The sequence below is a fragment of the Psychrobacter sp. CMS30 genome (assembly GCF_904846565.1).
Lineage (GTDB): Bacteria > Pseudomonadota > Gammaproteobacteria > Pseudomonadales > Moraxellaceae > Psychrobacter > Psychrobacter maritimus.
On record NZ_CAJHBF010000014.1, the window covers coordinates 1 to 22,318 of the forward strand.

General features: G+C 43.6%; 15 protein-coding genes and 2 pseudogenes. 4 read left to right on the forward strand and 13 right to left on the reverse strand.

The genetic code is table 11. The features are described from left to right. The 5 genes and pseudogenes from JMX94_RS08550 to ilvA form a co-directional block, all read right to left on the reverse strand. Positions 1-242, reverse strand: a pseudogene (locus JMX94_RS08550) (UDP-N-acetylenolpyruvoylglucosamine reductase); the annotation flags it as partial. A gap of 114 nt (positions 243-356) precedes the next feature. Further along, on the reverse strand, positions 357-854 hold the full coding sequence (locus tag JMX94_RS08555; RefSeq protein WP_201564958.1) for a low molecular weight protein-tyrosine-phosphatase: 498 nt from the start codon (positions 852-854) through the stop codon (positions 357-359). A 289-nt stretch (positions 855-1,143) separates the two neighbouring features. Further along, a complete protein-coding gene (locus tag JMX94_RS08560; RefSeq protein ID WP_201564959.1) occupies positions 1,144-1,584 on the reverse strand; it encodes an RNA-binding S4 domain-containing protein in 441 nt (146 codons plus the stop codon). Between the two features lie 121 nt (positions 1,585-1,705). After that, positions 1,706-2,386: an FMN-binding negative transcriptional regulator gene (locus JMX94_RS08565; protein WP_201564960.1), complete on the reverse strand. Its 681-nt coding sequence runs from the start codon at positions 2,384-2,386 to the stop codon at positions 1,706-1,708. An 80-nt stretch (positions 2,387-2,466) separates the two neighbouring features. Further along, complete coding sequence (gene ilvA, locus JMX94_RS08570) at positions 2,467-4,020, reverse strand: threonine ammonia-lyase, biosynthetic (protein WP_201564961.1); 1,554 nt, start codon at positions 4,018-4,020, stop codon at positions 2,467-2,469. Positions 4,021-4,426: 406 nt separating this feature from the next. Between ilvA and rpiA the strand changes: the two genes are divergently transcribed. Continuing rightward, entirely contained in the window at positions 4,427-5,086 is a 660-nt protein-coding gene (gene rpiA, locus JMX94_RS08575) for a ribose-5-phosphate isomerase RpiA (RefSeq protein WP_201565015.1), read from the forward strand. Positions 5,087-5,233: 147 nt separating this feature from the next. Here the strand turns inward: rpiA and argF are convergent, their stop codons facing one another. The 3 genes from argF to dnaB all read right to left on the reverse strand — a co-directional run bounded on the left by argF (position 5,234) and on the right by dnaB (position 9,090). Further along, positions 5,234-6,157 carry an ornithine carbamoyltransferase gene (argF, locus tag JMX94_RS08580; RefSeq protein WP_201564962.1) on the reverse strand — a complete coding sequence of 308 codons (924 nt, stop codon included), beginning with the start codon at positions 6,155-6,157 and terminating at the stop codon, positions 5,234-5,236. A gap of 213 nt (positions 6,158-6,370) precedes the next feature. Further along, the gene (alr, locus tag JMX94_RS08585) at positions 6,371-7,495 is read right to left on the reverse strand and encodes an alanine racemase (RefSeq protein ID WP_201564963.1); all 1,125 of its coding nucleotides are present in this window, start codon (positions 7,493-7,495) and stop codon (positions 6,371-6,373) included. 191 nt (positions 7,496-7,686) lie between these two features. Continuing rightward, positions 7,687-9,090, reverse strand: a complete 1,404-nt coding sequence (gene dnaB / locus JMX94_RS08590; protein WP_201564964.1) for a replicative DNA helicase — start codon at positions 9,088-9,090, stop codon at positions 7,687-7,689. Between the two features lie 348 nt (positions 9,091-9,438). On the opposite strand from dnaB, the gene pdxA reads away from it, so the two are divergent. Next, a complete protein-coding gene (gene pdxA, locus JMX94_RS08595) occupies positions 9,439-10,536 on the forward strand; it encodes a 4-hydroxythreonine-4-phosphate dehydrogenase PdxA (protein WP_201564965.1) in 1,098 nt (365 codons plus the stop codon). 224 nt (positions 10,537-10,760) lie between these two features. Here the strand turns inward: pdxA and JMX94_RS08600 are convergent, their stop codons facing one another. Both JMX94_RS08600 and JMX94_RS08605 read right to left on the reverse strand, forming a co-directional pair. Further along, a complete protein-coding gene (locus tag JMX94_RS08600) occupies positions 10,761-11,702 on the reverse strand; it encodes a lantibiotic ABC transporter permease (protein ID WP_131401071.1) in 942 nt (313 codons plus the stop codon). Positions 11,703-11,991: 289 nt separating this feature from the next. Further along, positions 11,992-12,783 (reverse strand): ankyrin repeat domain-containing protein, encoded by a 792-nt coding sequence (locus tag JMX94_RS08605; RefSeq protein WP_227671197.1) that lies wholly within the window; start codon positions 12,781-12,783, stop codon positions 11,992-11,994. A 425-nt stretch (positions 12,784-13,208) separates the two neighbouring features. Here JMX94_RS08605 and rsmA point away from each other — a divergent pair, with 425 nt between their 5' ends. Together rsmA and JMX94_RS08615 are read left to right on the forward strand one after the other, a co-directional pair. Then, a complete protein-coding gene (rsmA, locus tag JMX94_RS08610) occupies positions 13,209-14,072 on the forward strand; it encodes a 16S rRNA (adenine(1518)-N(6)/adenine(1519)-N(6))-dimethyltransferase RsmA (RefSeq protein WP_201564966.1) in 864 nt (287 codons plus the stop codon). Between the two features lie 70 nt (positions 14,073-14,142). Continuing rightward, positions 14,143-14,985: a symmetrical bis(5'-nucleosyl)-tetraphosphatase gene (locus tag JMX94_RS08615; protein WP_201564967.1), complete on the forward strand. Its 843-nt coding sequence runs from the start codon at positions 14,143-14,145 to the stop codon at positions 14,983-14,985. A gap of 118 nt (positions 14,986-15,103) precedes the next feature. Here the strand turns inward: JMX94_RS08615 and JMX94_RS08620 are convergent. The 3 genes and pseudogenes from JMX94_RS08620 to JMX94_RS08630 form a co-directional block, all read right to left on the reverse strand. After that, positions 15,104-17,586: pseudogene (locus JMX94_RS08620) on the reverse strand (site-specific recombinase). Positions 17,587-18,076: 490 nt separating this feature from the next. Beyond that, positions 18,077-19,861 (reverse strand): acyl-CoA dehydrogenase C-terminal domain-containing protein, encoded by a 1,785-nt coding sequence (locus JMX94_RS08625; protein ID WP_201564968.1) that lies wholly within the window; start codon positions 19,859-19,861, stop codon positions 18,077-18,079. Between the two features lie 416 nt (positions 19,862-20,277). Continuing rightward, positions 20,278-22,071: an acyl-CoA dehydrogenase C-terminal domain-containing protein gene (locus JMX94_RS08630; RefSeq protein WP_201564969.1), complete on the reverse strand. Its 1,794-nt coding sequence runs from the start codon at positions 22,069-22,071 to the stop codon at positions 20,278-20,280. Positions 22,072-22,318: the final 247 nt, after the last annotated feature.

Consider the following 22,318-nt stretch of genomic DNA (forward strand, 5'->3'; position numbering starts at 1 on the left):
ACATTGCTACCACCAGAAAGCACGAATAACGGCTTGGTAAGCTCTGCATCTTTCCCGTGATTTGCCATAAAGGCATCAAGTTGCGCCTCATCGGTGAGCGTCACGACCATATCCGCCACACATGCCAATGCCATGGTATTGCTATGGGACAAATCGACCGATTTAGTGAGTGGTACATTCACCTTAAGGTTAGTCGATGTCGTAGGTTGAGCGCTGGAATCATGGCGTAAAGCTGAGGTCATAACATAGCCTATCTGGCAAATAAACAAGAAATCATGCGGAGTTTATTATAAAGGATGCACGGCATAAAAGTAGTAGAAATATGGCGCTTTATTGCTAAGCACTATTTATCATTGCTAAGCAGTTTTCCAACTTTCAATCCAAGCTTGGGCACTTGATTCGATACGTTCGATGACTTCTTCAAAAGCGTCGCCATCACCTTGATAAGGGTCTGGTACATCGTCGCCGCCGTAGGTTGGATCTTCTTCACTAAATAGCGCCAGTTTGGCAAGTTTGCCATCTGTGTCGCTGATGCTATCTTTAATGGCTTGCAGGTCAGCTAAGTTTTGCGCATCCATCGCCAAAATCAAATCAAATTTGCGAAAGTCGTCAGCGCTTACTTGACGCGCGACCAGCTTATTAATGTTATAACCATGAGCTTTAGCATGGCGCTGTGCCCGTACATCAGGCGCATGACCAATATGCCAATCTCCAGTCCCTGCCGAATCCACTTTCATCGCTAGCCCTGCAATGGCTGCTTGCTGACGAAAAATTTCTTCGGCGGTCGGTGAACGGCAAATGTTTCCCAAACAAACCAATAGTACAGAGGAGGGAGTAGACGCTTTAATTAGCATATAATGACCTTTTATCACAACAAAAAAACATGCTATCAAGACCAGCATGATTAATGCGGTTTATTAGCATGTTATCGAGTAAATTAATTGGCTATCAGCGTAACGGTTAATACGTTGAATGGCAAGGGTAGAGGTAAAACAATAGGGTCACATTAGGCTATCAATAATAGCAAGCTGCCGACTTTAATAGCTTACATAAATAGTCTGTATGAACCCTCTTTATTTATCATCTTTATTATTAAAATAAGTTAAAGCGATAAATATTGAGTTAGCAATATGGATAACAACCTTAGTCTTGGTTGTGTTTGAAGCGTTGTAAATCACGCCGCTCTTTTTTATTGGGTTTATTATCTGGACGGGCAAGATTGGCAAGTTTGCGCTGCTCGGCATAAAAAGCGCGGCGCTCCTCGCTTTCCTCAGTTTCAGAATATAACGCTTGGGCAGCAATCGCATTACCACGTTGTGCGCTTAGTGCTTCAACCAACACAGTTTTCTCAGTCATGGCGGTTGCTGAGCCTTGGCGAATACTGAGCTCATCCCCGACGGCAATCTCTTTGCTGGTTTTGACGCGGCTCCCTGCATAATGGACGCGTCCGCTTTCGATGGCTTCTTTGGCAAGGGTGCGGGTGCGATAAAATCGGGCGGCCCATAACCATTTATCAAGACGCATACGCACGGCATCTGGTTGGCTATGTGCGGGCTGATTATGGTTTTTATTGTGTTTACTCATCAAAACCTCATGGATATCAATAACGTAAGATAATAATGGTGTTGTTTTTTCTGATTAAAAGAGCGGTGAGCGATTAAAGTATTTCAAAATAGTTTTTTATGGTGAATAAGGACAACTGAAATTAGCCATTGTTCTGATTGGTAACTTTAGCAGCCATTGCTACAGCACTGTTAGTATTTAACTGCTCTAAACCGTTTATCACACCATTAATGTTTTCGACGGTTTTATTCTGGCTCAATTTAAACTGAGCTTGTATCGAATAGATAGGCAATCTAAAGCCAATAATACCGCGACACATGGCCTCGATATAAGCAGCTGGCGCGTCATCTAATGACCAAGGGTTATCGGATATCACCTCTTGCTGCGCGGTCATGGTTGCTAATATCCATTTCAGCGTATCGGTATCTTCGAGCATCTCGATTTTAGATTGAATGTGGACGCTTTGATAGTTCCATGTCGGTACTTCTTTATGGGTTTTTGCTTTGCTCGGATACCAGTTGGGGCTAATGTAATGCCCCGAATCTTGAAAAATAATTAACCATGAACTGTCTGTTAAGGCATCTTGGTAAATAGGGTTTTTACGACCAAAATGACCATAAAGATAGCCGTGTGACTTATTGGAAGCAGAGTCATAACCAACATCTGCATTGAATTTAGGATGGTCGTTATGCCAAAACAGCGGTATATGGCAGGCTTCGATGCCATCTTTAGTTTGAGCAATCAAAGTCGCTAACGGATTGACGGCGATAAATTCAATGACATTATCAAAATTGTCTTCGGCAAAAACAGCAGGGATATGCATAGTACTCTCTATATGAGTAAGCGGCCAATCCTAGTAGAATAAGCCGCTCACAATACGTCATCATCGTTGCTTATAAAAACCTATTTTAAAAACAACTGATAACCAATGTTGTCATTGAGCATAGTGCAGTCATAGCCGATATCAAGAAGCGCATCTTGTAGTTGGCGAGAGTTGCCCTCAGAGGCTTGCAAGCCGACCAACACACGACCTTCAGCGGCACCGTGGTTGCGATAGTGGAACAAGGTAATATTAAAATCGTCACCCAGTTTTTCTAAGAAAGTCAGCAATGCGCCCGGACGTTCAGGGAACACTACCTTTAATAACTGCTCGTTTTCGACATGCGCATGACCACCAATCAGATGACGGATATGGGATTTGGCGATATCATCATCGGTTAAGTCGTGTGCTTCATAGCCATCAGCCGCCAATTGATTGCTAATCGTTTGACGCTCTTTGTCGCCCTCTTTTAGGGCAATACCGACAAAGATTGCTGCAGGTTCCATCGAATCTGGTGATTTTTTGCTATCGGCACGGTAGTTAAACTCGGTGATATTACGGCCATGTAGGCTACGGCAGAAGTTTAAGAAAGCGCCGGTTTGCTCAGGAATGGTCACGCCAAAGATGGCTTCTTTTTTCTCACCAATTTCAGTACGCTCAGCGATGTAACGCAAGCGGTCAAAGTTCATATTGGCACCGCAAATGATACCGACGCAGTTTTTACCTTGTAGGTTATGGGCTTCGATATATTTTTTCATGCCTGCAACGGGTAGAGCGCCCGCAGGTTCAACAATGCTACGATTCTCTTCAAAGATATCTTTCACCGCCGCGCAGACTTCATCGTTGGTACAAGTGACCACTTCAGGCTCGACGACAGGACCTGATTTATCACTTTTTTGCATACGCACGATATCAAAAGGTAGCTCGCCAATTTGAGCGACTGCAACACCATCGACAAACAGACCGACTTGCTTAAGCGTGACCCGCTCATTTGCTTCAAGAGCCGCTTTTAGTGAAGCTGATTGGTCTGCTTCTACAGCGATGACTTTGACGTGCGGCGCAACTTCACCCAAGAATGCTGCAACGCCAGAAATCAAACCGCCACCACCCACAGCAACGAATACATAATCCATGTTACGCCATTGCTGGGTTAATTCCAGACCAATGGTGCCTTGTCCTGCAATCACCAATTCATCATCATAAGGGGGAATAAAGGTTAAACCCTCAGTCTCAGCGCGATTGATTGCATAACGATTGGCTTCATCAAAGCTATCGCCATACAAATCGACATTACCGCCGAGTGCTCTAACGGCATCTACTTTGATGTCAGGGGTGGTGGTTGGCATCACGATGATGTTATTTAGGGCAAGCTTACGCGCTGAATAAGCAACGCCTTGGGCATGGTTGCCCGCTGAGGCACAAATGACGCCGCGCGCTTTTTGCTCATCGCTCAATTGGCTAATACGGTTATAAGCACCGCGCAGTTTAAAAGATTTTACTGGTTGCAGGTCTTCGCGCTTAAATCGAATATCATTAGCAAAACGTTGGGTCAGCTTGGGTGCAGCTTCAAGTGGTGTTTGAATGGCAACGTCATAGACGGTGGCTTGCAAGATGGCTCGTACCCAATGTGACAGCATAATAATTCCTAAACAGAGTGAAGATGAATAAAAGAAGTGCAAATGGCTATAAAGTCAGTGTTTATAAATTAGCCGCTATAAATAACTATAAACCAGTATAGATCAGCACAAAAACGAAATAGATTAGCCTATGCTGATTTTCACTATCTTGCAAGACACAATTGCAAATTTTATAGGGAGTTTTTTTGAAGGTTAAAGGTCAAGCCATCAATACATTAAAGTAAGTATGGGCTCTGAGAAGGGGCAATGAGTATTTAGAATGGGTTTTACGCTAACATCGCCTAAAGCCATCGGTTATAATAAGCGCGCATTTTACCTCTTTTATCATTTTAGCTCTTTTAGAGTGAGACGTTTTTATCATTTTAGCTCTTTTAGAGTGAGACGTTTATTTTTCCAAGGATTTATGATGAGTGATCAGCAAGCACAAAAGCAAGCTGCAGCCAAAGCTGCCCTAAGCTATATTGAAGATGACATGATACTTGGAGTGGGGACGGGCAGTACGGTTAACTGTTTGATTGAGTTGTTGCCGACATTAAGGCTTGCTGGCGCGGTTGCAAGCTCACAGGTCACCGAAGATAAGCTTCGTGCTCTTGGTATCGAAATTGTCGATTTAAACTTTGCCGGTCAGCTTGATGTCTATATCGATGGTGCTGATGAGGTAAATGAGCATTTGCAATTGATTAAAGGTGGCGGCGGCGCGCTCACACGTGAAAAAATTGTCGCTGCAGCATCTAATAAGTTTATCTGCATGGTTGATGAAAGCAAAAGCGTTGAATGGTTGGGACGCGAATTTCCTGTACCGATAGAGGTGTTACCACAAGCGCGCTCGTATGTGGCCAGACAATTAGCCCGTTTGGGCGCTGAGCCAGTATATCGTGAAGATTTCGTTACCGATTATGGCAATGTGATTTTAGATACTTATGACTTAGATGTCAGTAATCCACTAGCGCTTGAGCAGCAATTAAACAATATCGTTGGGGTGGTCTGTAATGGTATCTTTGCTGCCAATCAAGCCGATGTCTTATTAAGAGCGGGCAGTAATGGAGTGACGACTTTAACGCGCTAATGTATTATTGACAGAATTTAATGCTATAACTTATCGCTAAATAAAGCTGTAAACAATAAAAAGGCAGAGCACTATAAATATGCTCTGCCTTTTTTTGTACGTGCTGGTTTATCAATATTTCACGTTATGCTCTTTACCAGCCTGTTTTTAGGCAGGCAGCTTAATTTTGTCTTTTAATAAAAATTCCATCAAAGATTTTTGCGCATGTAAGCGGTTTTCGGCTTCATGCCACACCACAGAGCGCGGATCATCGAGCATATCATGAGAGATTTCTTCGCCGCGATGGGCTGGCAAGCAGTGCATAAATACCACTTCAGGGTCGGCTTTATCGAGTAGTGATGGCGTCACTTGATAAGAAGCAAAGCGGCGCGCACGGGTATTTTGTTCAGACTCTTGCCCCATACTTGCCCAGACATCGGTGACAATTAAGTTTGAATCTTTCGCCGCTTCTTGGACGTTTTCAACGATACTGACGCAATGTGAAAAGCGTTTCATCAGCTCAGGGTCAGGCTCAAAACCATACGGGGCTGCTACACGTAGCTCAAAGCCAAACTGATTGGCCGCTTGCATGTAGGAGGCGCACATATTGTTGCCATCACCAACCCACGTGACGATTTTATTTTCGATACTACCGCGATGCTCATAATACGTCTGCATATCAGCAAGCAGCTGGCAGGGATGGAATTCGTCAGTGAGTGCGTTGATAATCGGCACACTGGAATATTCCGCAAAGGTCTCAACTTTTTCGTGCCCAAAGGTGCGAATCATGATGATATCGACCATGCTCGAGATGACGCGAGCGGAATCTTCTAGCGGCTCACCACGGCCAAGTTGGGTATCATTTGGCGATAAAAAGATAGCATTACCGCCAAACTGACCCATGCCAGTCTCGAACGAGATACGCGTACGGGTGGATGATTTCTCAAATATCATGCCAAGCGTCCGACCAACAAAGGGCTGATATATCTCGCCAGCATGTTGCATCTTACGCAGTTCGCTCGCGCGTTTGATTAAGTTTTCTAGTTCTTGTTTGGTTAAATCAGATAGGGTCAAAAAATGGCGCAAACTCATAGTAATCCTAGCAGTCGATCGCAGTCGATGAAAAATGATACGTTGTCATTTTTTAATAGCATCGCGTCAGTGCGTATACTGGTGTGACAACAAACTTTTAGTATAGCGCAATTGGGCTTAATGTAAATGTCCAATTTGCCGTGATTCAGCAGTGCTGCAGTGATGCATTGCTTCATTCGTCTCTCAAACCATCACTACATTAAACTCTATCAATTATGATTTTGCTATGGTCCGATTTGGGCGAGCGCTTAGGCGGCATAGCAACTCATAGCTAATGGTCTCAGCATGGGCGGCGACTTCATCGACGTGCGGCGCATCACCCCAAAGTATCACTTTACTATCTAAAGCCACGCTTTCTGGAACAGTGCTGACATCAATGACGATCATATCCATCGCCACTCGTCCGACTACCGCGCATGGATAGCTTTGATAGTTGATAGCATCAATAACAGAAACATAAGCGTTGTCACTTACCACCCGTGGATAGCCATCACCATAACCGATACTAACCAAAGCCGTTTTGGTATCTTGCATCGCAGTCCAGCGGCTGCCATAACCAATACCATCACCGGCGTTGACCGTTTGTAGAGCGATAATCTGCGCGCTAAATTCCATCGCTGGCTGCAAGTCCAAATCACGCGCACTTTTATCAATGACTGGCGTACTGCCGTAGAGCATGATGCCCGGACGTACCCAATCGTGATGATGCTCGGGGAAATTGACGATACCCGCTGAGTTGCACAATGAGCCTTTTACATCGCTACTCACCGTTTCTTTTAGGGTCTGCAGCATGTCGTTAAAGCGCTGGATTTGAATGGCGTTTAGAGGATGAGCGCGGTCATCGGCATTGGCAAAGTGAGTGGTCAAAACCAACTGATAACCGGCTTCATGCAGACGTTTGGCTGCTGGAATAAGGGTTTGGTCATTAAACCCTAAGCGGTTCATGCCAGTATTGTATTTAAGCCAAACCACACGGGTGGCGCTGGTAGCCGGTGGGGTGTTTTCTAATGCCCATATTAATTGCGGCTCATGATGAATCACGCAGCTAATATCATGCTCTATCGCCAGCTGCCATTCATCTTTAGTAAATGCGCCTTCGATTAGACCAATGGTTTTATCCCAACCCAATTGACGAGCTTCCAAGGCTTCTATCAAGGTGGCGACGCCGATACCATCGGCCTGTGGTTTAGCTTGTTTTAATGCTGGCAGGATAGCGGCTACGCCATGACCATAGGCATTGGCTTTAACCATAGCAAGGACTTTAGCCGTCGGTGCCAGTTTTTTAACTTGAGCCAAATTATGGGTAATGGCAGCTGGTTTGATTGTGATGGTGCGCATAATTGCCTTCTTTATTAGCAAAGTTATTTTTATTAGTAAAACGGTTTCATTAAACAAATGGTGTTATTAGTAATGTGGTAAAGCAATAAAGCCAGTACGTCATCAACTGAGCTGATGACGCACTGGCTATTTTTTATGGATAATCGCTTATTAAGCGTATCGTTCGTTTTGTTTATTACTCATCAAGCTCATTACTCATCATTTTCAAAGCTGACGTTTTGATAATATTCTGGCGTCAGGTTGATAAAGCGGGTAAATTGCCCTTCAAAGCCCAAGCGTATGGTGCCGATAGGGCCATTACGCTGTTTACCAATGATGATTTCAGCCACGCCATTGTGGTCTGAGTTATCATTATAAACCTCATCGCGATAAATAAACATAATCAAATCGGCATCCTGCTCAATCGCACCCGATTCACGTAAATCCGACATGATAGGGCGCTTATTAGGACGGTTCTCTAGACTGCGGTTAAGCTGCGATAACGCAATAACTGGACATTCAAGCTCACGAGCCAAAGCTTTTAAGCTACGAGAAATCTCGGAGATTTCTCCAACACGGTTGCCATCAAGATTAGGAACTTTCATCAGCTGTAGATAATCGACAATGATAGCGCCAAGTTTGCCATCATGATTTTTGGCGATACGGCGGCAGCGCGAACGTAGCTCAGAGGGCGGCAGGGCAGTACTGTCATCAATGTATAAATGCTTAGATTGCAAATGCTGAATGGCGTTCATCATTTTTGCCCATTCATCTTCGTTCATTTGCCCAGAACGCAGGTGCGTCTGATTAATCGCGCCCCATGATGATAGCAAACGCATGACGATAGATTCGGCTGGCATCTCCATCGAAAACACTACCACGGGTAAATCTTCGTTAAATAAAATACCTTCTGCCAAGTTCATCGCAAAAGTAGTTTTACCCATAGAAGGACGTGCGGCGACGATAATTAAATCGCCTGCCTGCAAGCCTTGAGTCTTATTGTTTAGCTCGACGAATGGGGTTTGTAAGCCAATCATGCCGTCAGGATTGGATTTTAATTCTTGGATTTTATCAATAACATTGGTCAATACCGAGGTAATACCAACGGGGCCACGCTGTTCTGCGCGTTTGTTATGTTGCTCATTAATACTGAATATTTTTGCTTCGACATTGTCTAAGATATCACTTACCGTTTGGTCTTTGGGATTATAGGCAAGGGTCAGCATGTCATTGCCAGTAGTAATCAGCTGGCGTAAGGTCGATAGCTCGCGCACGCGCTGCGCATAAGCGGTGAGGTTAAACAAGGTGGCGGGACTTTGACTTAAAATATCGGCTAAGTAGCTGTCACCACCGGCACCTTTGAGTAGTTTTTGTGCTTCTAACCAGTCATGTACCATGACCGTATCATAAGGCTCGTTGACCGCCGCCAAATGCGCAATAGCATCAAAAATATACTGATGTCGCCCTGCATAAAAGTCGTCTTTGGTGACGATATCTGCAATCTTATCGTATGCCTCTTCGATACTCATCAAAGACGCTAGCAAGGCCTTTTCAATATCGATATTGTGTGGCGGTGTTTGATTGAGTAAGTCGTCGGTTTTTTCGTTGTCTGCCATGGATGCCTAATGTGTCAAAAGTCGGTATAAAATTAAGTATATAAGAGATTATAAATAGCGGTGTGCTATCAGTATTTATTTTAATAGTGATACAGCCAAGCAAGCGCGACATACCTCTACGAGAGAAGTACCAAAAGGTGGTCTCAGCGCTTGCTGGTAAATGCTACAATGAAAGGCGAAAGTTTAACACATTCTACCGTTTTTTCGGCTGCTATAAGTAACTATCTATAAAAATGCCATCTGCTATGACATAAAATTTGCGATGTCTTAGACCATCTTAAACGCTCGTTTTCATAATAATAAATACAATAAAATCATATTCTTAATATCAAACTAGGATATTTTACTATGCAAAAAAGACTACCATTATTAATCACAACCGGTGAGCCTGCTGGTATTGGGATGGATGTTGTGCTGCTATTAGCAGCTGAGGGTAAATTGCAAGATTTTAAACGCCCAATCTGGGTTACTGCCGATAGCACTGCGATGCAAAAGCGCGCTGATATGCTGGTAACAGCAGGCGTGCTCGAGAGCTGTCCATTTTGGCAAACTGTCGATTTAGACATCGCAGCCGATGACTTTTTAGAGCAGATGTCACAGCAAACTATTGATGACAATAATAATGACAATCATGCTTTTATCCTGCTGAATACCCCTTGTGCTGAACCAGTTGTCTGCGGAAAAATTAATACTCGTAATTCGGCCATGGTTGCCAAGCAATTGGACATCGCCCATCAGTTAGCAACCAACAAAACAGTTGCTGCTATCGTCACAGGGCCATTGCAAAAATCTGCACTGATAGATGCTGATATTAAACTGCTCGATGGCACCATGTTTAGTGGTCATACTGAGTTTTTTATGCAGCAAAGTGGCTGTGAGAAAGTCGTGATGATGCTCGCCAATCAAGCCATGAAAGTGGCGCTTGTTACCACACATTTAGCATTAAAAGACATACCTGCTGCTATCACCGCTGATAATGTACGCCAAACGGTGCAAATTGTCATTGACGATATGCGCGAGAAGTTTGGCTTAACGCAGCCGCGTATCTTGGTATGCGGTCTTAATCCGCATGCAGGCGAGGGCGGGCATCTAGGTGTCGAGGAAATTGAGATTATTAACCCCGTGCTACAAGAATTTATCGATGCAGGCGTCGATATATCAGAGGCGATGCCTGCAGATACGCTATTTACCCCAAGACATTTAGCGAATTGTGACGCTGTGATTGCTATGTATCATGACCAAGGTTTACCAGTGCTCAAATCACACGGTTTTGGCGATACGGTCAATCTTACTTTGGGGTTGCCGTATATCCGTACCTCCGTCGACCATGGGACGGCGCTTGATTTAGCAGGGCGCGACGGCGCAAGTGCGACCAGCTTATACCAAGCACTATTGATGGCCAATGAGATGGCGGATAAATCGCTTATTAATAGACCTCTTATATAAAACTGCTACACTCGAAGTGTGTTACGCAGTATTGGGTAACTTTGTTGTGAATGATGGCTATTTATGAATCATCAAACACGGTCTAATATAAGTGGTTCCACTATAGCAGTCTGTTTTAAGTGGTCTATTAATAGGTTTGAAGGGTGAAATAGCTGGTTCCGCTAGGGTATACCCAAAAAATAAACCCTCTAAACAATAACTTATCTGTAAGTAGTCAGGGCGATTCAGAAACCTGACTTTAAATCCATAGGTCGAGTCGTATGGCGTTTTGCCATATATTTGCCCAGTAAGGGTAAGCAAAACATTGGTAATTGAAAAGCACCCAGTAACGGTAGAAACACCGCACCCATAAAGGGTACAGTTATGGTGTAAGAAAGTAATACATTGCGTCCGCCACACACCAGCGCCGCGACAATAGCATTCTCATAGCCAAAACGCCGATATATTATATAAGCGGTAAAATAAAATACCAATGCCAATACCGAACTTAGCACTAGTAATAACAACGCTTGCCAGGGATTATGGTCAAAGGTGGTACGAAATCCTGCCATCAGTCCCAGTGGAAACAACATCAGCAGTAAAATATTAAACTGCCCAATTTTGGGATAATAACGTGACAAAATAGCAGGTGGAACAAACCGACGCACTCCCACAGCTAGCACCATTGGCATAAAAATATAAACTAACAAGCGTTTGACATAAAGACCAACGTCTAAATTTGAACTTTCATCGCCTAATAGCCATAATACGCCTAATAATGTGAATGGCATAATGAGCGTAGCAGCGATAGTTTTTGCCGTCGCCAGTTGTGCATCAAACCCCACCGCATTGACCAACGCACCACTACCAAACAATGGGGCAGTGGCGCCAAGACCTGCAATCGCCAATAGCCAATCGCCACGTACACCGAACGCATAAGCAATTAATACTAAAACTAGACACATGCCCCCGCTTTGTAACAAGGCAAAAACCCACACATAGCTTGTCGCTATACGCTTTAACAGCGCGTATTGGTCGATGCCCAGTAAAGTAAAGAACATCAAGAAGAACAGTATTTGGGGCAAATATACCAATACTGCATTGGATAAGTTTGGAAAAACAAAGCCCACAATTGCGCAAACTGGCATAATTAATGTGCTATGGCGCGCAATAAAACTAAGAAGCATGGCTTTTCCTAATAAAAAATGTTTTTTTTGATACATATGTTGAACCACGCTGGGATTGATTGATATTCAACAATCTTAGAGAGTATGAAAATTCCTAGGTGTCTCATATATCTACCACATCGATGCCTGTATAGGGAACCAAACCAGTGAAGGTACCTGAGTGGTTCGCCATAGGTATAACCTAAAAAAGGACGCTTCAAAAACTGTGAAGCGTCCTTTTTTTAAGTATCTAGACTACTATGAAGGTCTGTAATCAAAAGCAATTAGATAGCTCTAATGATTGAAAACGTTATTGACAACTTGCTTTGCCCGTACGATGATTAACCACACCTTTTGACGCAAGTAATTTTGTCATCTCTGCATGACCGCGAGTACAAGCATAGGAGTAAGCACTTTGATTATACGATGCCTGAGTTTCATCTTGAGTAGTCGCCACAAGGTTGGGATTAGCACCTTGAGCCAGTAAATATTTGACCGTCTCAATACGATTATTACTAGCGGCAACCATAATAAATGTTTCACCATCATCTTCTATTTCTTGGTCGTTTAAATCGACAGGCGCTTTGTCATTTAATAACTTATGTACTTTTTTAACAATAACGGTATTTCCCCCTAGTACAGCAGATTTCATGACGTTATAAACGTCACCATCATCTTTAGCATATATATCAGCGCCTTTATCAACTAAGTAATCTACAATATCTTCATAGCCAATAAATGCTGCCCAGCCGAGAGCGGTTTGATTAAGGCTACCTGTATCTTTAGCTTCTAAGTCTTGACCATTATTTACCATATATTTAACCGTTGCTAGGTCACCACGTTTTACCGCATCAAACCACTTAGCATCTGTTCCTGTAGAGGGTTTGTCATAAAATATACGCCAAGAAAGCTTGTCTTCATTAGCGAGATCAAAGTTTTCAGCATCACTATAGCGAAACCCTACTTGTGGAATAGGCGCAACTTGAGATGATTTTACGACCTCAGTTTTATCTACCGTATTATGAGTACTAAGACTTGAACAGCCAGTTAATAGCATCGTGCTCATTAAAACTGATGCGCTCATTTTGTAAAAAACATTCATAGCAAAACCTCAAATAAGTAACTTTTTATGTAAACCACATATAGTTTGAAGTAGTCTCTATAACAAGACAATAGTCACACAGCTTAAATTCATCTTCGAAAAACTCACTGCATGTACACAACGAAGTACACTGGAACTATCTCAGGGAGAAAACCCGTTGGTATCATGAGCCTAGAGCCAAAGGTTCAAGTCCTCACTAGGGTACCATGTTCATTCTCATAATCGTTGTTATAATAAATGATTTTAGAACAAAAATAAGGCACTGTGTCGGTTGTACTAAGGTATGGGTAGTTTGCTAATAAAATATCTCAAAAAGACAGTGCATTTATGAGCTGTGTTATAATTCATTGATATATAATCAGCATATTGCTGCCATAGCGCTATAGCCCATTTATCTTTTATCTTTTATCGATTAAGACCTTTTTATGTCCAAAACTACGTTTGATGCTCAATCTATTTCTAACAGCCTACGCGCTGCCAAACACCAACCGCGTAAGCGTTTTGGTCAAAACTTCTTGCACGATGGCAGTGTCATCCGCCAAATTGTTGACAGCATTCGCCTAGAGCGTGATGACAATTTAATCGAAATTGGGCCGGGCATGGGCGCTCTGACTGAGCCGCTATTGGCAGAAGTCGATGCGATGACCGTGGTAGAGCTGGATCGCGATTTGGCAGATAGTTTACGTATTCGTATCGGTGCCAATAGCCATCCGAATTTTACGATTATCAAAGACAATGCCATGCATGTCGATTATCGTGAACTGTATAGCCCTGAGCGCGGTAAGCTCCGCGTAGTCGGCAATCTACCTTATAATATTTCTACGCCGATACTCTTTCATTTGCTCAGTTATGCCGATGTGATTCAAGACATGCATTTTATGCTGCAAAAAGAAGTGGTCGAGCGTATCACTGCCGATGTCGGCAGTAAAACCTATGGTCGTCTATCGGTCATCATGCAATATCACTGTGATACCGATTATCTACTGACCGTACCGCGCGGTGCATTTAATCCGCCGCCAAAAGTCACCAGTGCCGTTTTTCGCCTGACGCCACATATCAACAAACCAATCGTGGCAGAAGACGAAGCGTACTTTGCGATTGTGGTGCGCGAAACCTTTAACCATCGCCGTAAGACGCTACGCGCTATTTTTAAGAAATCTACATTACTCCCAACGCTAAGCGAAGACGACTTTGCGGCTTGCGCCATCGACCCGCAAGCGCGCCCTGAAGTCTTAAGTGTGAAAGATTTTGTCAATCTGAGCAATCAGGCACGCAAAATAGAGGTCTAAATGAATCTACTGCCGCTTTATCATCAAAAGTTTTCGCATGATAAACATCACATAAAAGTATAGAGGGTTTATGATTTTTCGCCATCAGTATGTTATCGGTGACTTGCAAGGTTGCTATGCGGCATACCTGCATTTACTGGAAACCTTGGATTTTGATCCTGCGCAAGACAAGCTATGGTTTGCAGGTGACTTGGTGGCACGCGGTGAAGACTCGTTAAGTACCTTACGTCATGTGAAAGCGCTATGTGAACAAGGGGCTGCGGCAACGGTATTGGGCAATCACGATATCAATTTAATTGCGGTTTGGCGCGGTACGACGTCGATTAAGAAAAAAGACAAGACGGCAGCTATTTTTGCTGCCGATGATTGTGATGAATTGCTTGAATGGCTACGTCATCAGCCAATATTGGCTTTTCCTGATGAACAGACGGTATTGGTACATGCTGGCATTCCACCGCATTGGACGATTGAAGCGGCAGAAAACTATGCGCAGCAGTTAGAGGCGCAGCTACAAGGCAGTTTAAAACAGCTGGATCGTTTATTGCCAAATCTATATAGCAAAACAGCCGATGAGTGGCATGCGGGTATTAATGGTTTTACCAAAATGCGCGCAATTACCAATTATTTCACGCGTATGCGCTTATGCAAACAAGATGGCACGCTTGAATTTAGTTTTGCAGCAGGGTTGGAAGAGCCGATGCCAAAAGGGTTTTTACCTTGGTTTGAATGGCAAGTACCGCGCACGCGCAAGATTTTGTTTGGTCATTGGGCTGCGCTTAAAGCTGAGGTTGATTTGCCGTATGCGCGTGCACTTGATGGTGGCTGTGTTTGGGGCAATCATCTATTGGCTTATCGCTTGGGCGATGGCAAAACCATCACCTCAAGCGCGCATTGCTTACTGCCAGAATCATAATCTTAGTTATATAGCTTATATATAGGGTGTTCTTTTTAGATAGTTATCTCAAAAAAATACTCAGTTAACAATTCAAGTTTTCATTTAAAAGATTGTCTAAACCACCAAAACCGTCCCATTAACTGGGTAGGTTTGGTGGTTTTTTTGGTTTAGGCAGTGGCGTTTTGGCATCGCCCGCAGCTTTACTTTCAGGATTGCTATCATCGTTGGTATGCTGAGTGCTTGCCTGATGCTCTTCATTCAAGGCATTGTGCGCTTTATCGTATTGAATATCATTGCTATAAGGAACGCTATTAAGCTCCGCATCTAGCAGTCCATCATCGAGGTCAATGGTTTTTTTAGTGCTGATATGATTGGTGGTGCTGTGAGCTTCACGACTTGTGATCGCTGCGTCAAGGTCACCATTTGATATATTATTATCGTAATCTATATCGGTGACAGCCTGTTCATTTTGCATGCTTTTTTGCTTAGATTTAGGCAAGATTTTGACATCAGACAAACGGCGCACAACATAATTGTTATGGATGGGCTGTCCGCCTTTATGGGCACTGGTATCATCAAAAATCATATGTCCTTGACTGTCAATTCGAGCGTATTTCATAGGCTTATCGCGCGGCCAGATAAAGTCAGAAGGATGGGTAAGCAGGTGACTAAAGAGTTGCTTGGTTAAACGGCTCCACTCCATAAATTTGACTTCTTTAGAGCGTAGTGCCACAAAAATAAAGCCAGTGAAAAGCTTACCATTAAGTTGACCATACCGATAAGGGCAACGCCCAAGATGGAAATAAATACAATCTGCCAATCCCATTGGTTGGCGGATATATTAAACAATCCATGTGCTAGATTTGCCGAGGCAAAGGCAATATGGCGAATATCAATCGGTAAGCCAAATAAGAAGCCGATGGTTGCCGTACTGCCTAAGAATACCCCAAATAAGAAGTTACCCATAATAGCGCCGAGGTTGGCTTCTATAAAGCCGCCTAAACGCTGTAACCAAGCTTTCGGTAATAAGTATTGCAGTAGCCGATGGCGTTGAATACGGGCGCCAATTTGATTGTAGACCGCCAGATTATCATAGTATCCAGCGATTAGACCGGATAAAAATAAATACACGCCAGCGATAGCTGCATGGGGTAGTGCCAGTGAATGAAACGGGTCAAGATCATGCAATAAGTGCGCAGCCTTATCGGTATTGATCATCGGTGCGCCGGTATAATGTAACCAAGCAAAAGAGATAATCAGGGCAACGGGTATTGCTACCATGACGTTACCCATAATCGCGACAAACTGGGTACGTAAAATATCGACCACCAATTCTGATAACTTATTTAACTGGTGCGATTTTTTGCCAGAACCATCCGATATGGTAGAGGCGATTGCTGCTGCCGTCATAGCGGGCTGCTTGGTCGCGACCGTACCATGGACGATATGAATAAAAACAAAACCCAAACCATAAATCATGCTATTGATAAAGGCGCGTCCCATCGGTGCAAGCGCCAGATGGTACGCCAATATCTTAGTGGTCGCCATAAAAGCAATGATAAAGCCACCGATAGAGGCCTTTTTAAACATCTTCTGATAACCGGATTTATCGGTACTAATATAATGCTCACCAACGCGGCTCGCGTTTTCGGTGACTTTACGCGACAGCAGCTTGGTATTATTATCAATCAGATAGCCAATACTATAGCGGCGGCTGGCGGTGGTAATCAGCGCTTGAATCAGCTCAATGATGGCCTGATCGCGCTTATCATAATTGTCTGCTACCAGCTCAGTTAAGATGCGCATGCGCTGCAAACTTTGATCCAAACGGAGCATCATATTGGTTAGGCGGATAGAGATACCGGTTTTATAAATGCGCTTACGTATGGTGGCAACGATATCTTCGCATTGCTCAATCATGACCAATAGCGGCGCTGGATCCACGGCTTTTTCAGGAATGATATCGGTTAGGGTGTCAAGCTCATGCGCTTCGCGGTACTGATTGACATACAAGACCGCTTCTTGATTTTGTGCCACAAATGACGCTGAATAATTCAGCATTTGCGGATAAAACTCCATCAAATCTGGATGCAAGCCAATGCCGCTGATACGATACGATAAAATGATAATCGCGTTTAAGATGCTGTTTTTTGCCGTCGCGACTAAGTTTAAATGCTGCTCATTGACTTTGAGTAGCCCGACCAGCTCATCCCATTTGTCCTTGTCGATATGGGCAAGCCAGCGCTCATCAGAGCGTCTATCGAATAAATAACCAACCAATTCTACGACGGAGTCTTCTTGTGGCAACAGTGGTAAGAAACGATGACCGACAAGGCGGCGCAGACTATTAAAAAATCCCTGATCTGACATGATGCCAGTATCGGTATATAAAGCAATTTGACGATATTCAATAATAAGCTTTAAGACAAAACTTGATAGCCCGTCGCCATATTCTGGATGTTGACGTATGACCTCAATCAACTCTTGAATATTCTGATTGGCCAAAGCTGGCTCTTTATCACTCACTCGTAGCTCATCGATTAAGCGCTTGAGTACCGCAGGATCTGGCACATCACTTAAGGCAGTAATCTGTTGTAAAATGTGTTTTATCTCTGACACATCGCATCCCTTATGGTGGTTATTTCAATCATTGTTATTATTCAGTCTGTGCAACGATATATTTTATTTGAAACCTTTTCTTCTCATGCTTGTCGGAATTATCACTGTTGCGATATAGGCCTCTATGAATTGACCGCTTGTTAATTTGCAGGGTATAAAATTAGAGTGTATCGATTTTCAGATGTTGCTTTATAGGCATTGCTTTATAGGTATCAGGAATATTCTTATTAAGCGCAATACGTTTGGCGTTGCGTTATTTTAATCGTAACGACACGTGGGCGGTTAATTATTTTGTTAGCAGTTATTGTGCTGCAGATTGTGCCGCTCATGCTGTCGATTGTTGTGTAAGTGGCAGCTTCGATTATTACTTTGATTATTGCTTCGATGCTTTTGCTTACTGGGACGATATTTTTGGCAAAAAAAGGGACAGTAGCGTGACTGTCCCTTTTATCATAGTGCGGTAGGCTTACTTTATTATAAAAGTAAAAAATTAGCTAGCAGGTACATCAAAGTAATTTAGATCAAAGTTCATCATTGGATCACTACCGGCTTTAACCATCTGTGCATGAGCATCGATACGTGGCAAGATACGACCAACGAAATAATCGGCAAGCTTGGCTTTATTGGTGTAGAAATCACCTTCTTTACCGTTAGCGGCTTCGACCATCAAGGCAAACATATACGAGTAGGCAAGATAACCAAAGGCATGCATATAGTCAACCGCACAGCCGTTGATTTCGCTCTTGCGCTCACCGATGTTGTTTAACACAGTGGTGGTCAGCTCTTCGATGGTATCAGCAGCATTTAGCGTCGCTTGCTTAATACCATGATCCGCTTGCATATTATTGACAAAATCACGAATCTCACCTAAGAAATGAGTGACGTATTTGCCATTATTTTTCGCCACTTTACGACCTAATAGGTCAAGCGCTTGAATACCATTGGTGCCTTCATAAATCTGCGCGATACGCGTATCACGAACGATTTGCTCCATACCCCATTCGCGGATATAGCCGTGACCGCCAAATACTTGCTGGCAATCAATAGTCGCTTCTAGTGCTTTGTCGGTCAAGAACGCTTTAGCAACTGGCGTCAGTAGGGCAACGCGCGCTGCTGCTGCTTGAGCGGCTTCAGGATCGGTACTAAATTTCTCTTGATCAAGGTTTTTGGCAACATACATCGCAAAACAACGTGACGCTTCAGTATTGGCTTTAGCATTTAACAGCATGCGACGTACATCGGCATGATGAATGATGGCATCGGCTGGTTTTTCTGGGCTTTGAATTTGCGTGTCGCTACGGCCTTGACCTCGGTCATTAGCATATAAAGCAGCGTTTTGATAAGCAAGCTCAGAACCACCTAGGCCCTGTAGACCCATAGTCACACGCTCATAATTCATCATAATGAACATTGAAGACAGACCGGTATTTTCTGCACCAACCATCCAGCCTTTGGCGTTGTCAAAGTTCATCACACAAGTGGCTGAGGCTTTGATGCCCATTTTGTGCTCAATAGAGCCAACTGCTAAAGTGTTGCGCTCACCTAAGCTACCATCTTCATTAACCAAGAATTTTGGCACAACAAATAACGAGATGCCTTTTGAGCCTTCTGGCGCATTTGGGGTTTTTGCCAATACCAAATGAATGATGTTTTCGGTTAGGTCATGCTCACCGCCAGTGATAAAGATTTTGGTACCAGAGATATCATAGCTACCGTCATCGTTAGGCACCGCTTTGGTTTTGATGATACCCAAGTCAGTACCAGCATGCGGCTCGGTCAAGCACATGGTACCTGCCCATTCACCGTTGTACATTTTCTCTAAGTAAGTTTGCTTTTGCTCTTCAGACGCTGCCGCATTTAGGCAAAGTGTTGCGCCAACGGTAAGGTTTGGATAGAGGGCAAATGACTGGTTGGCCGTGAAGACCATCTCTTCAGTCAGCATGGTGACCATTTTTGGGAAACCTTGGCCGCCGTATTCAGAGTTACCGCTTAAGCCAACCCAACCTGATTCTGCATACTGCTTATACGCCTCTTTGAAACCAGTCGGGGTGGTCACAACACCATTACCTTCAAAGGTTGCGCCTTCTTCATCACCGCTACGGTTGATAGGCAATAACACGTTTTTTGACAGCTTTGCCATTTCTTCCAAAATCATATCGACGGTTTCCATGTCAACATGAGCAAGGTTTTCGTTATTTTGCCAAAATTCATGGGCTCTAAAAACGTCAGTTAAAATAAAGCGCATGTCGTTAAGAGGGGCATTATAAACAGCCATAAACATTCCTTTGGTTCAAATGAATAAAAGTAAGTGGGTCGAAAATATCGCGTTGTTCTTTTGGGTGGCACATAAGCATAGATAGCTAAAGTTTAGCAAATTAGCGTATCGAGAGGGGGTTTTCTTCGTGAATTGTGCGTACACCAAAAATAGTTTAATGGGCAGAGTCGCTGTTTTGTCTGCGTCAATTTTTAGTCAAAAAATCAGTTTGGTAGATTAGCTAAGAAAATCGGCAAAACACCTAAGTATGTTGCCGATAGGACCTACATATTAACATCTACATCAACGACGCTTTATTGTATAACACCTAAGCAATAAAAATAGCTTTAATCTATTTATTACTCATACAAGCATTATTAATTACAGCGTCGTCAATTTCCGCAAAAACTAGCCGTATTGATTACTAGCCGTTTTCATTAAAAAGCAAATTGATCAACATCCATCGTCATGTACGGCTCAACACCAGTGCTGATGCGCTGTACGTGTGTGGTGGTACGTGGCAACAACTTCGCAAAGTAGAATTGTGCGGTTTTTACTTTGGCATCGTAGAATGCTTGCTCGCTGCTACCATTAGCGATTTCAGTTTGTGCAACTAATGCCATACGAGCCCATAAGTAAGCTAGGGTCACATAACCGCTGAAGTATAAGTAATCAACAGCCGCGCCGCCAACTGCATCAGGGTTTTCAGTCGCTTGCATGCCGATACGGGCAGTCAAATCGCTCCACTCTTTAAGATGCTTGGCAAGTGGGCGGATAAACTGACCCATCGCGTCATTTTCTTTATTTTCTTCGCAGAATGTTTGGATAATTTTGATAAAGTTGGCAAGCAGTTTACCTTGTGAACCCAATACTTTACGACCTAGTAGGTCGAGCGCTTGGATTTCAGTGGTACCTTCGTATAAGCAAGCGATACGCGTATCACGGACGTTTTGTTCCATGCCCCATTCGCTGATAAAGCCATGACCACCATAAACTTGCACGCCATGGTTGGCGGCTTCTAGACCAGTCTCAGTCAAGAATGCTTTAGCAATCGGCGTCAATAGTGACAGCATTTGGTCAGCAAACTTCAGGTTATCGCCTTCGCCCTTTGCCACGGTATCCGCAAAATGTGAGAGATAATAAACCAAGGCGCGACCGCCTTCTGCAAAGGCTTTTTCGGTCAATAGCATGTTACGAACGGCTGGATGCACAATGATAGGGTCAGCGACTTTTTCTGGCGCTTTAGCACCTGATAGTGAGCGCATCGCTAGACGGTCTTTGGCATAAGTTAGCGAGCCTTGGAACGCATACTCTGCAGCCGTTAAGCCTTGAACTGCTGTACCAATACGGGCCACGTTCATAAAGGTAAACATGCACTGTAGACCACGGTTTTCTGGGCCAATGAGGTAACCTTTGGCGCCGTCGAAGTTCATTACACAAGTCGCTGAGGCCTTGATACCCATTTTGTGCTCGATAGAACCACAAACCACGCTATTCTTTTCGCCTAGGCTGTTGTCTTCGTTGACCAATATCTTAGGAACGATAAACAACGAGATGCCTTTGGTGCCAGCTGGTGCGCCTGGTAAGCGAGCCAAACAGATATGAATAATGTTGTCAGTTAAATCATGCTCACCGGCTGAGATAAAGATTTTCTGACCGGTAATGCTATAACTGCCATCATCGTTAGGTACGGCTTTGGTGCGGATAATACCCAAATCAGAACCTGCATGTGCTTCAGTCAAGCACATGGTACCTGACCATTCACCGGTGACCATTTTTTCTAGGTAGGTTTGTTTTTGCTCATCCGTACCATGGTGTTCGATAGTTTGGATAGCGCCATGCGATAGGCCGGGGTACATAGAGAATGACCAGTTCGCGGTACCAACCATCTCATTGATGACCGTTGATAATGAGAACGGCATGTTTTGACCACCGAATTCTTCTTCGGCAGACAAGGCTGGGAAGCCAAGCTCACAATAGGCTTTATACGCTTCTTTAAAACCTTTTGGCGTGGTAACAGTGCCGTTGTCAAATTTACAGCCTTCAGCATCACCGCTTTGGTTCAATGGTGACAGCTCATTTTCAGCAAAGCTTGCCGCCATCTCAAACAGACTGTCCATCAACTCACGATCCGCTTCTTGGAACGCCGGCAAGGTTTTATAGTGACTTTCGCTGTCAAGTAACTCATGCATCACGAATTGGATATCACGTAGGGGCGCTTTATATTGCATAACTTCCTGTCCTTTTTTAAGGTGCGACCGGCAGTAAGGCGGCGACTATCATTGACTGTGATTAGTTAAGTCTGAGTCGCCAGCCAATTACTGGTATGAAATCTGTCTGTATAAATAACAAACAATGACACCGATCATATGAAATAGATTGAGAAGAGTAAAAAGAATTATGACTGTATTCGTAAATTCTTGGTAAAAGATAGGCGTTCAGTGGCAAATATACAAGTTTGGTGACAATACTGATAAG

Excerpts from the sequence above, each read along its gene's own strand:
- JMX94_RS08555 (WP_201564958.1), bottom strand. The coding sequence starts at position 854 with ATGCTAATTAAAGCGTCTACTCCCTCCTCTGTACTATTGGTTTGTTTG.
- JMX94_RS08560 (WP_201564959.1), bottom strand. The coding sequence starts at position 1,584 with ATGAGTAAACACAATAAAAACCATAATCAGCCCGCACATAGCCAACCA.
- JMX94_RS08565 (WP_201564960.1), bottom strand. The coding sequence starts at position 2,386 with ATGCATATCCCTGCTGTTTTTGCCGAAGACAATTTTGATAATGTCATT.
- ilvA (WP_201564961.1), bottom strand. The coding sequence starts at position 4,020 with ATGCTGTCACATTGGGTACGAGCCATCTTGCAAGCCACCGTCTATGAC.
- rpiA (WP_201565015.1), top strand. The coding sequence starts at position 4,427 with ATGAGTGATCAGCAAGCACAAAAGCAAGCTGCAGCCAAAGCTGCCCTA.
- argF (WP_201564962.1), bottom strand. The coding sequence starts at position 6,157 with ATGAGTTTGCGCCATTTTTTGACCCTATCTGATTTAACCAAACAAGAA.
- alr (WP_201564963.1), bottom strand. The coding sequence starts at position 7,495 with ATGCGCACCATCACAATCAAACCAGCTGCCATTACCCATAATTTGGCT.
- dnaB (WP_201564964.1), bottom strand. The coding sequence starts at position 9,090 with ATGGCAGACAACGAAAAAACCGACGACTTACTCAATCAAACACCGCCA.
- pdxA (WP_201564965.1), top strand. The coding sequence starts at position 9,439 with ATGCAAAAAAGACTACCATTATTAATCACAACCGGTGAGCCTGCTGGT.
- JMX94_RS08600 (WP_131401071.1), bottom strand. The coding sequence starts at position 11,702 with ATGCTTCTTAGTTTTATTGCGCGCCATAGCACATTAATTATGCCAGTT.
- JMX94_RS08605 (WP_227671197.1), bottom strand. The coding sequence starts at position 12,783 with ATGAATGTTTTTTACAAAATGAGCGCATCAGTTTTAATGAGCACGATG.
- rsmA (WP_201564966.1), top strand. The coding sequence starts at position 13,209 with ATGTCCAAAACTACGTTTGATGCTCAATCTATTTCTAACAGCCTACGC.
- JMX94_RS08615 (WP_201564967.1), top strand. The coding sequence starts at position 14,143 with ATGATTTTTCGCCATCAGTATGTTATCGGTGACTTGCAAGGTTGCTAT.
- JMX94_RS08625 (WP_201564968.1), bottom strand. The coding sequence starts at position 19,861 with ATGGCTGTTTATAATGCCCCTCTTAACGACATGCGCTTTATTTTAACT.
- JMX94_RS08630 (WP_201564969.1), bottom strand. The coding sequence starts at position 22,071 with ATGCAATATAAAGCGCCCCTACGTGATATCCAATTCGTGATGCATGAG.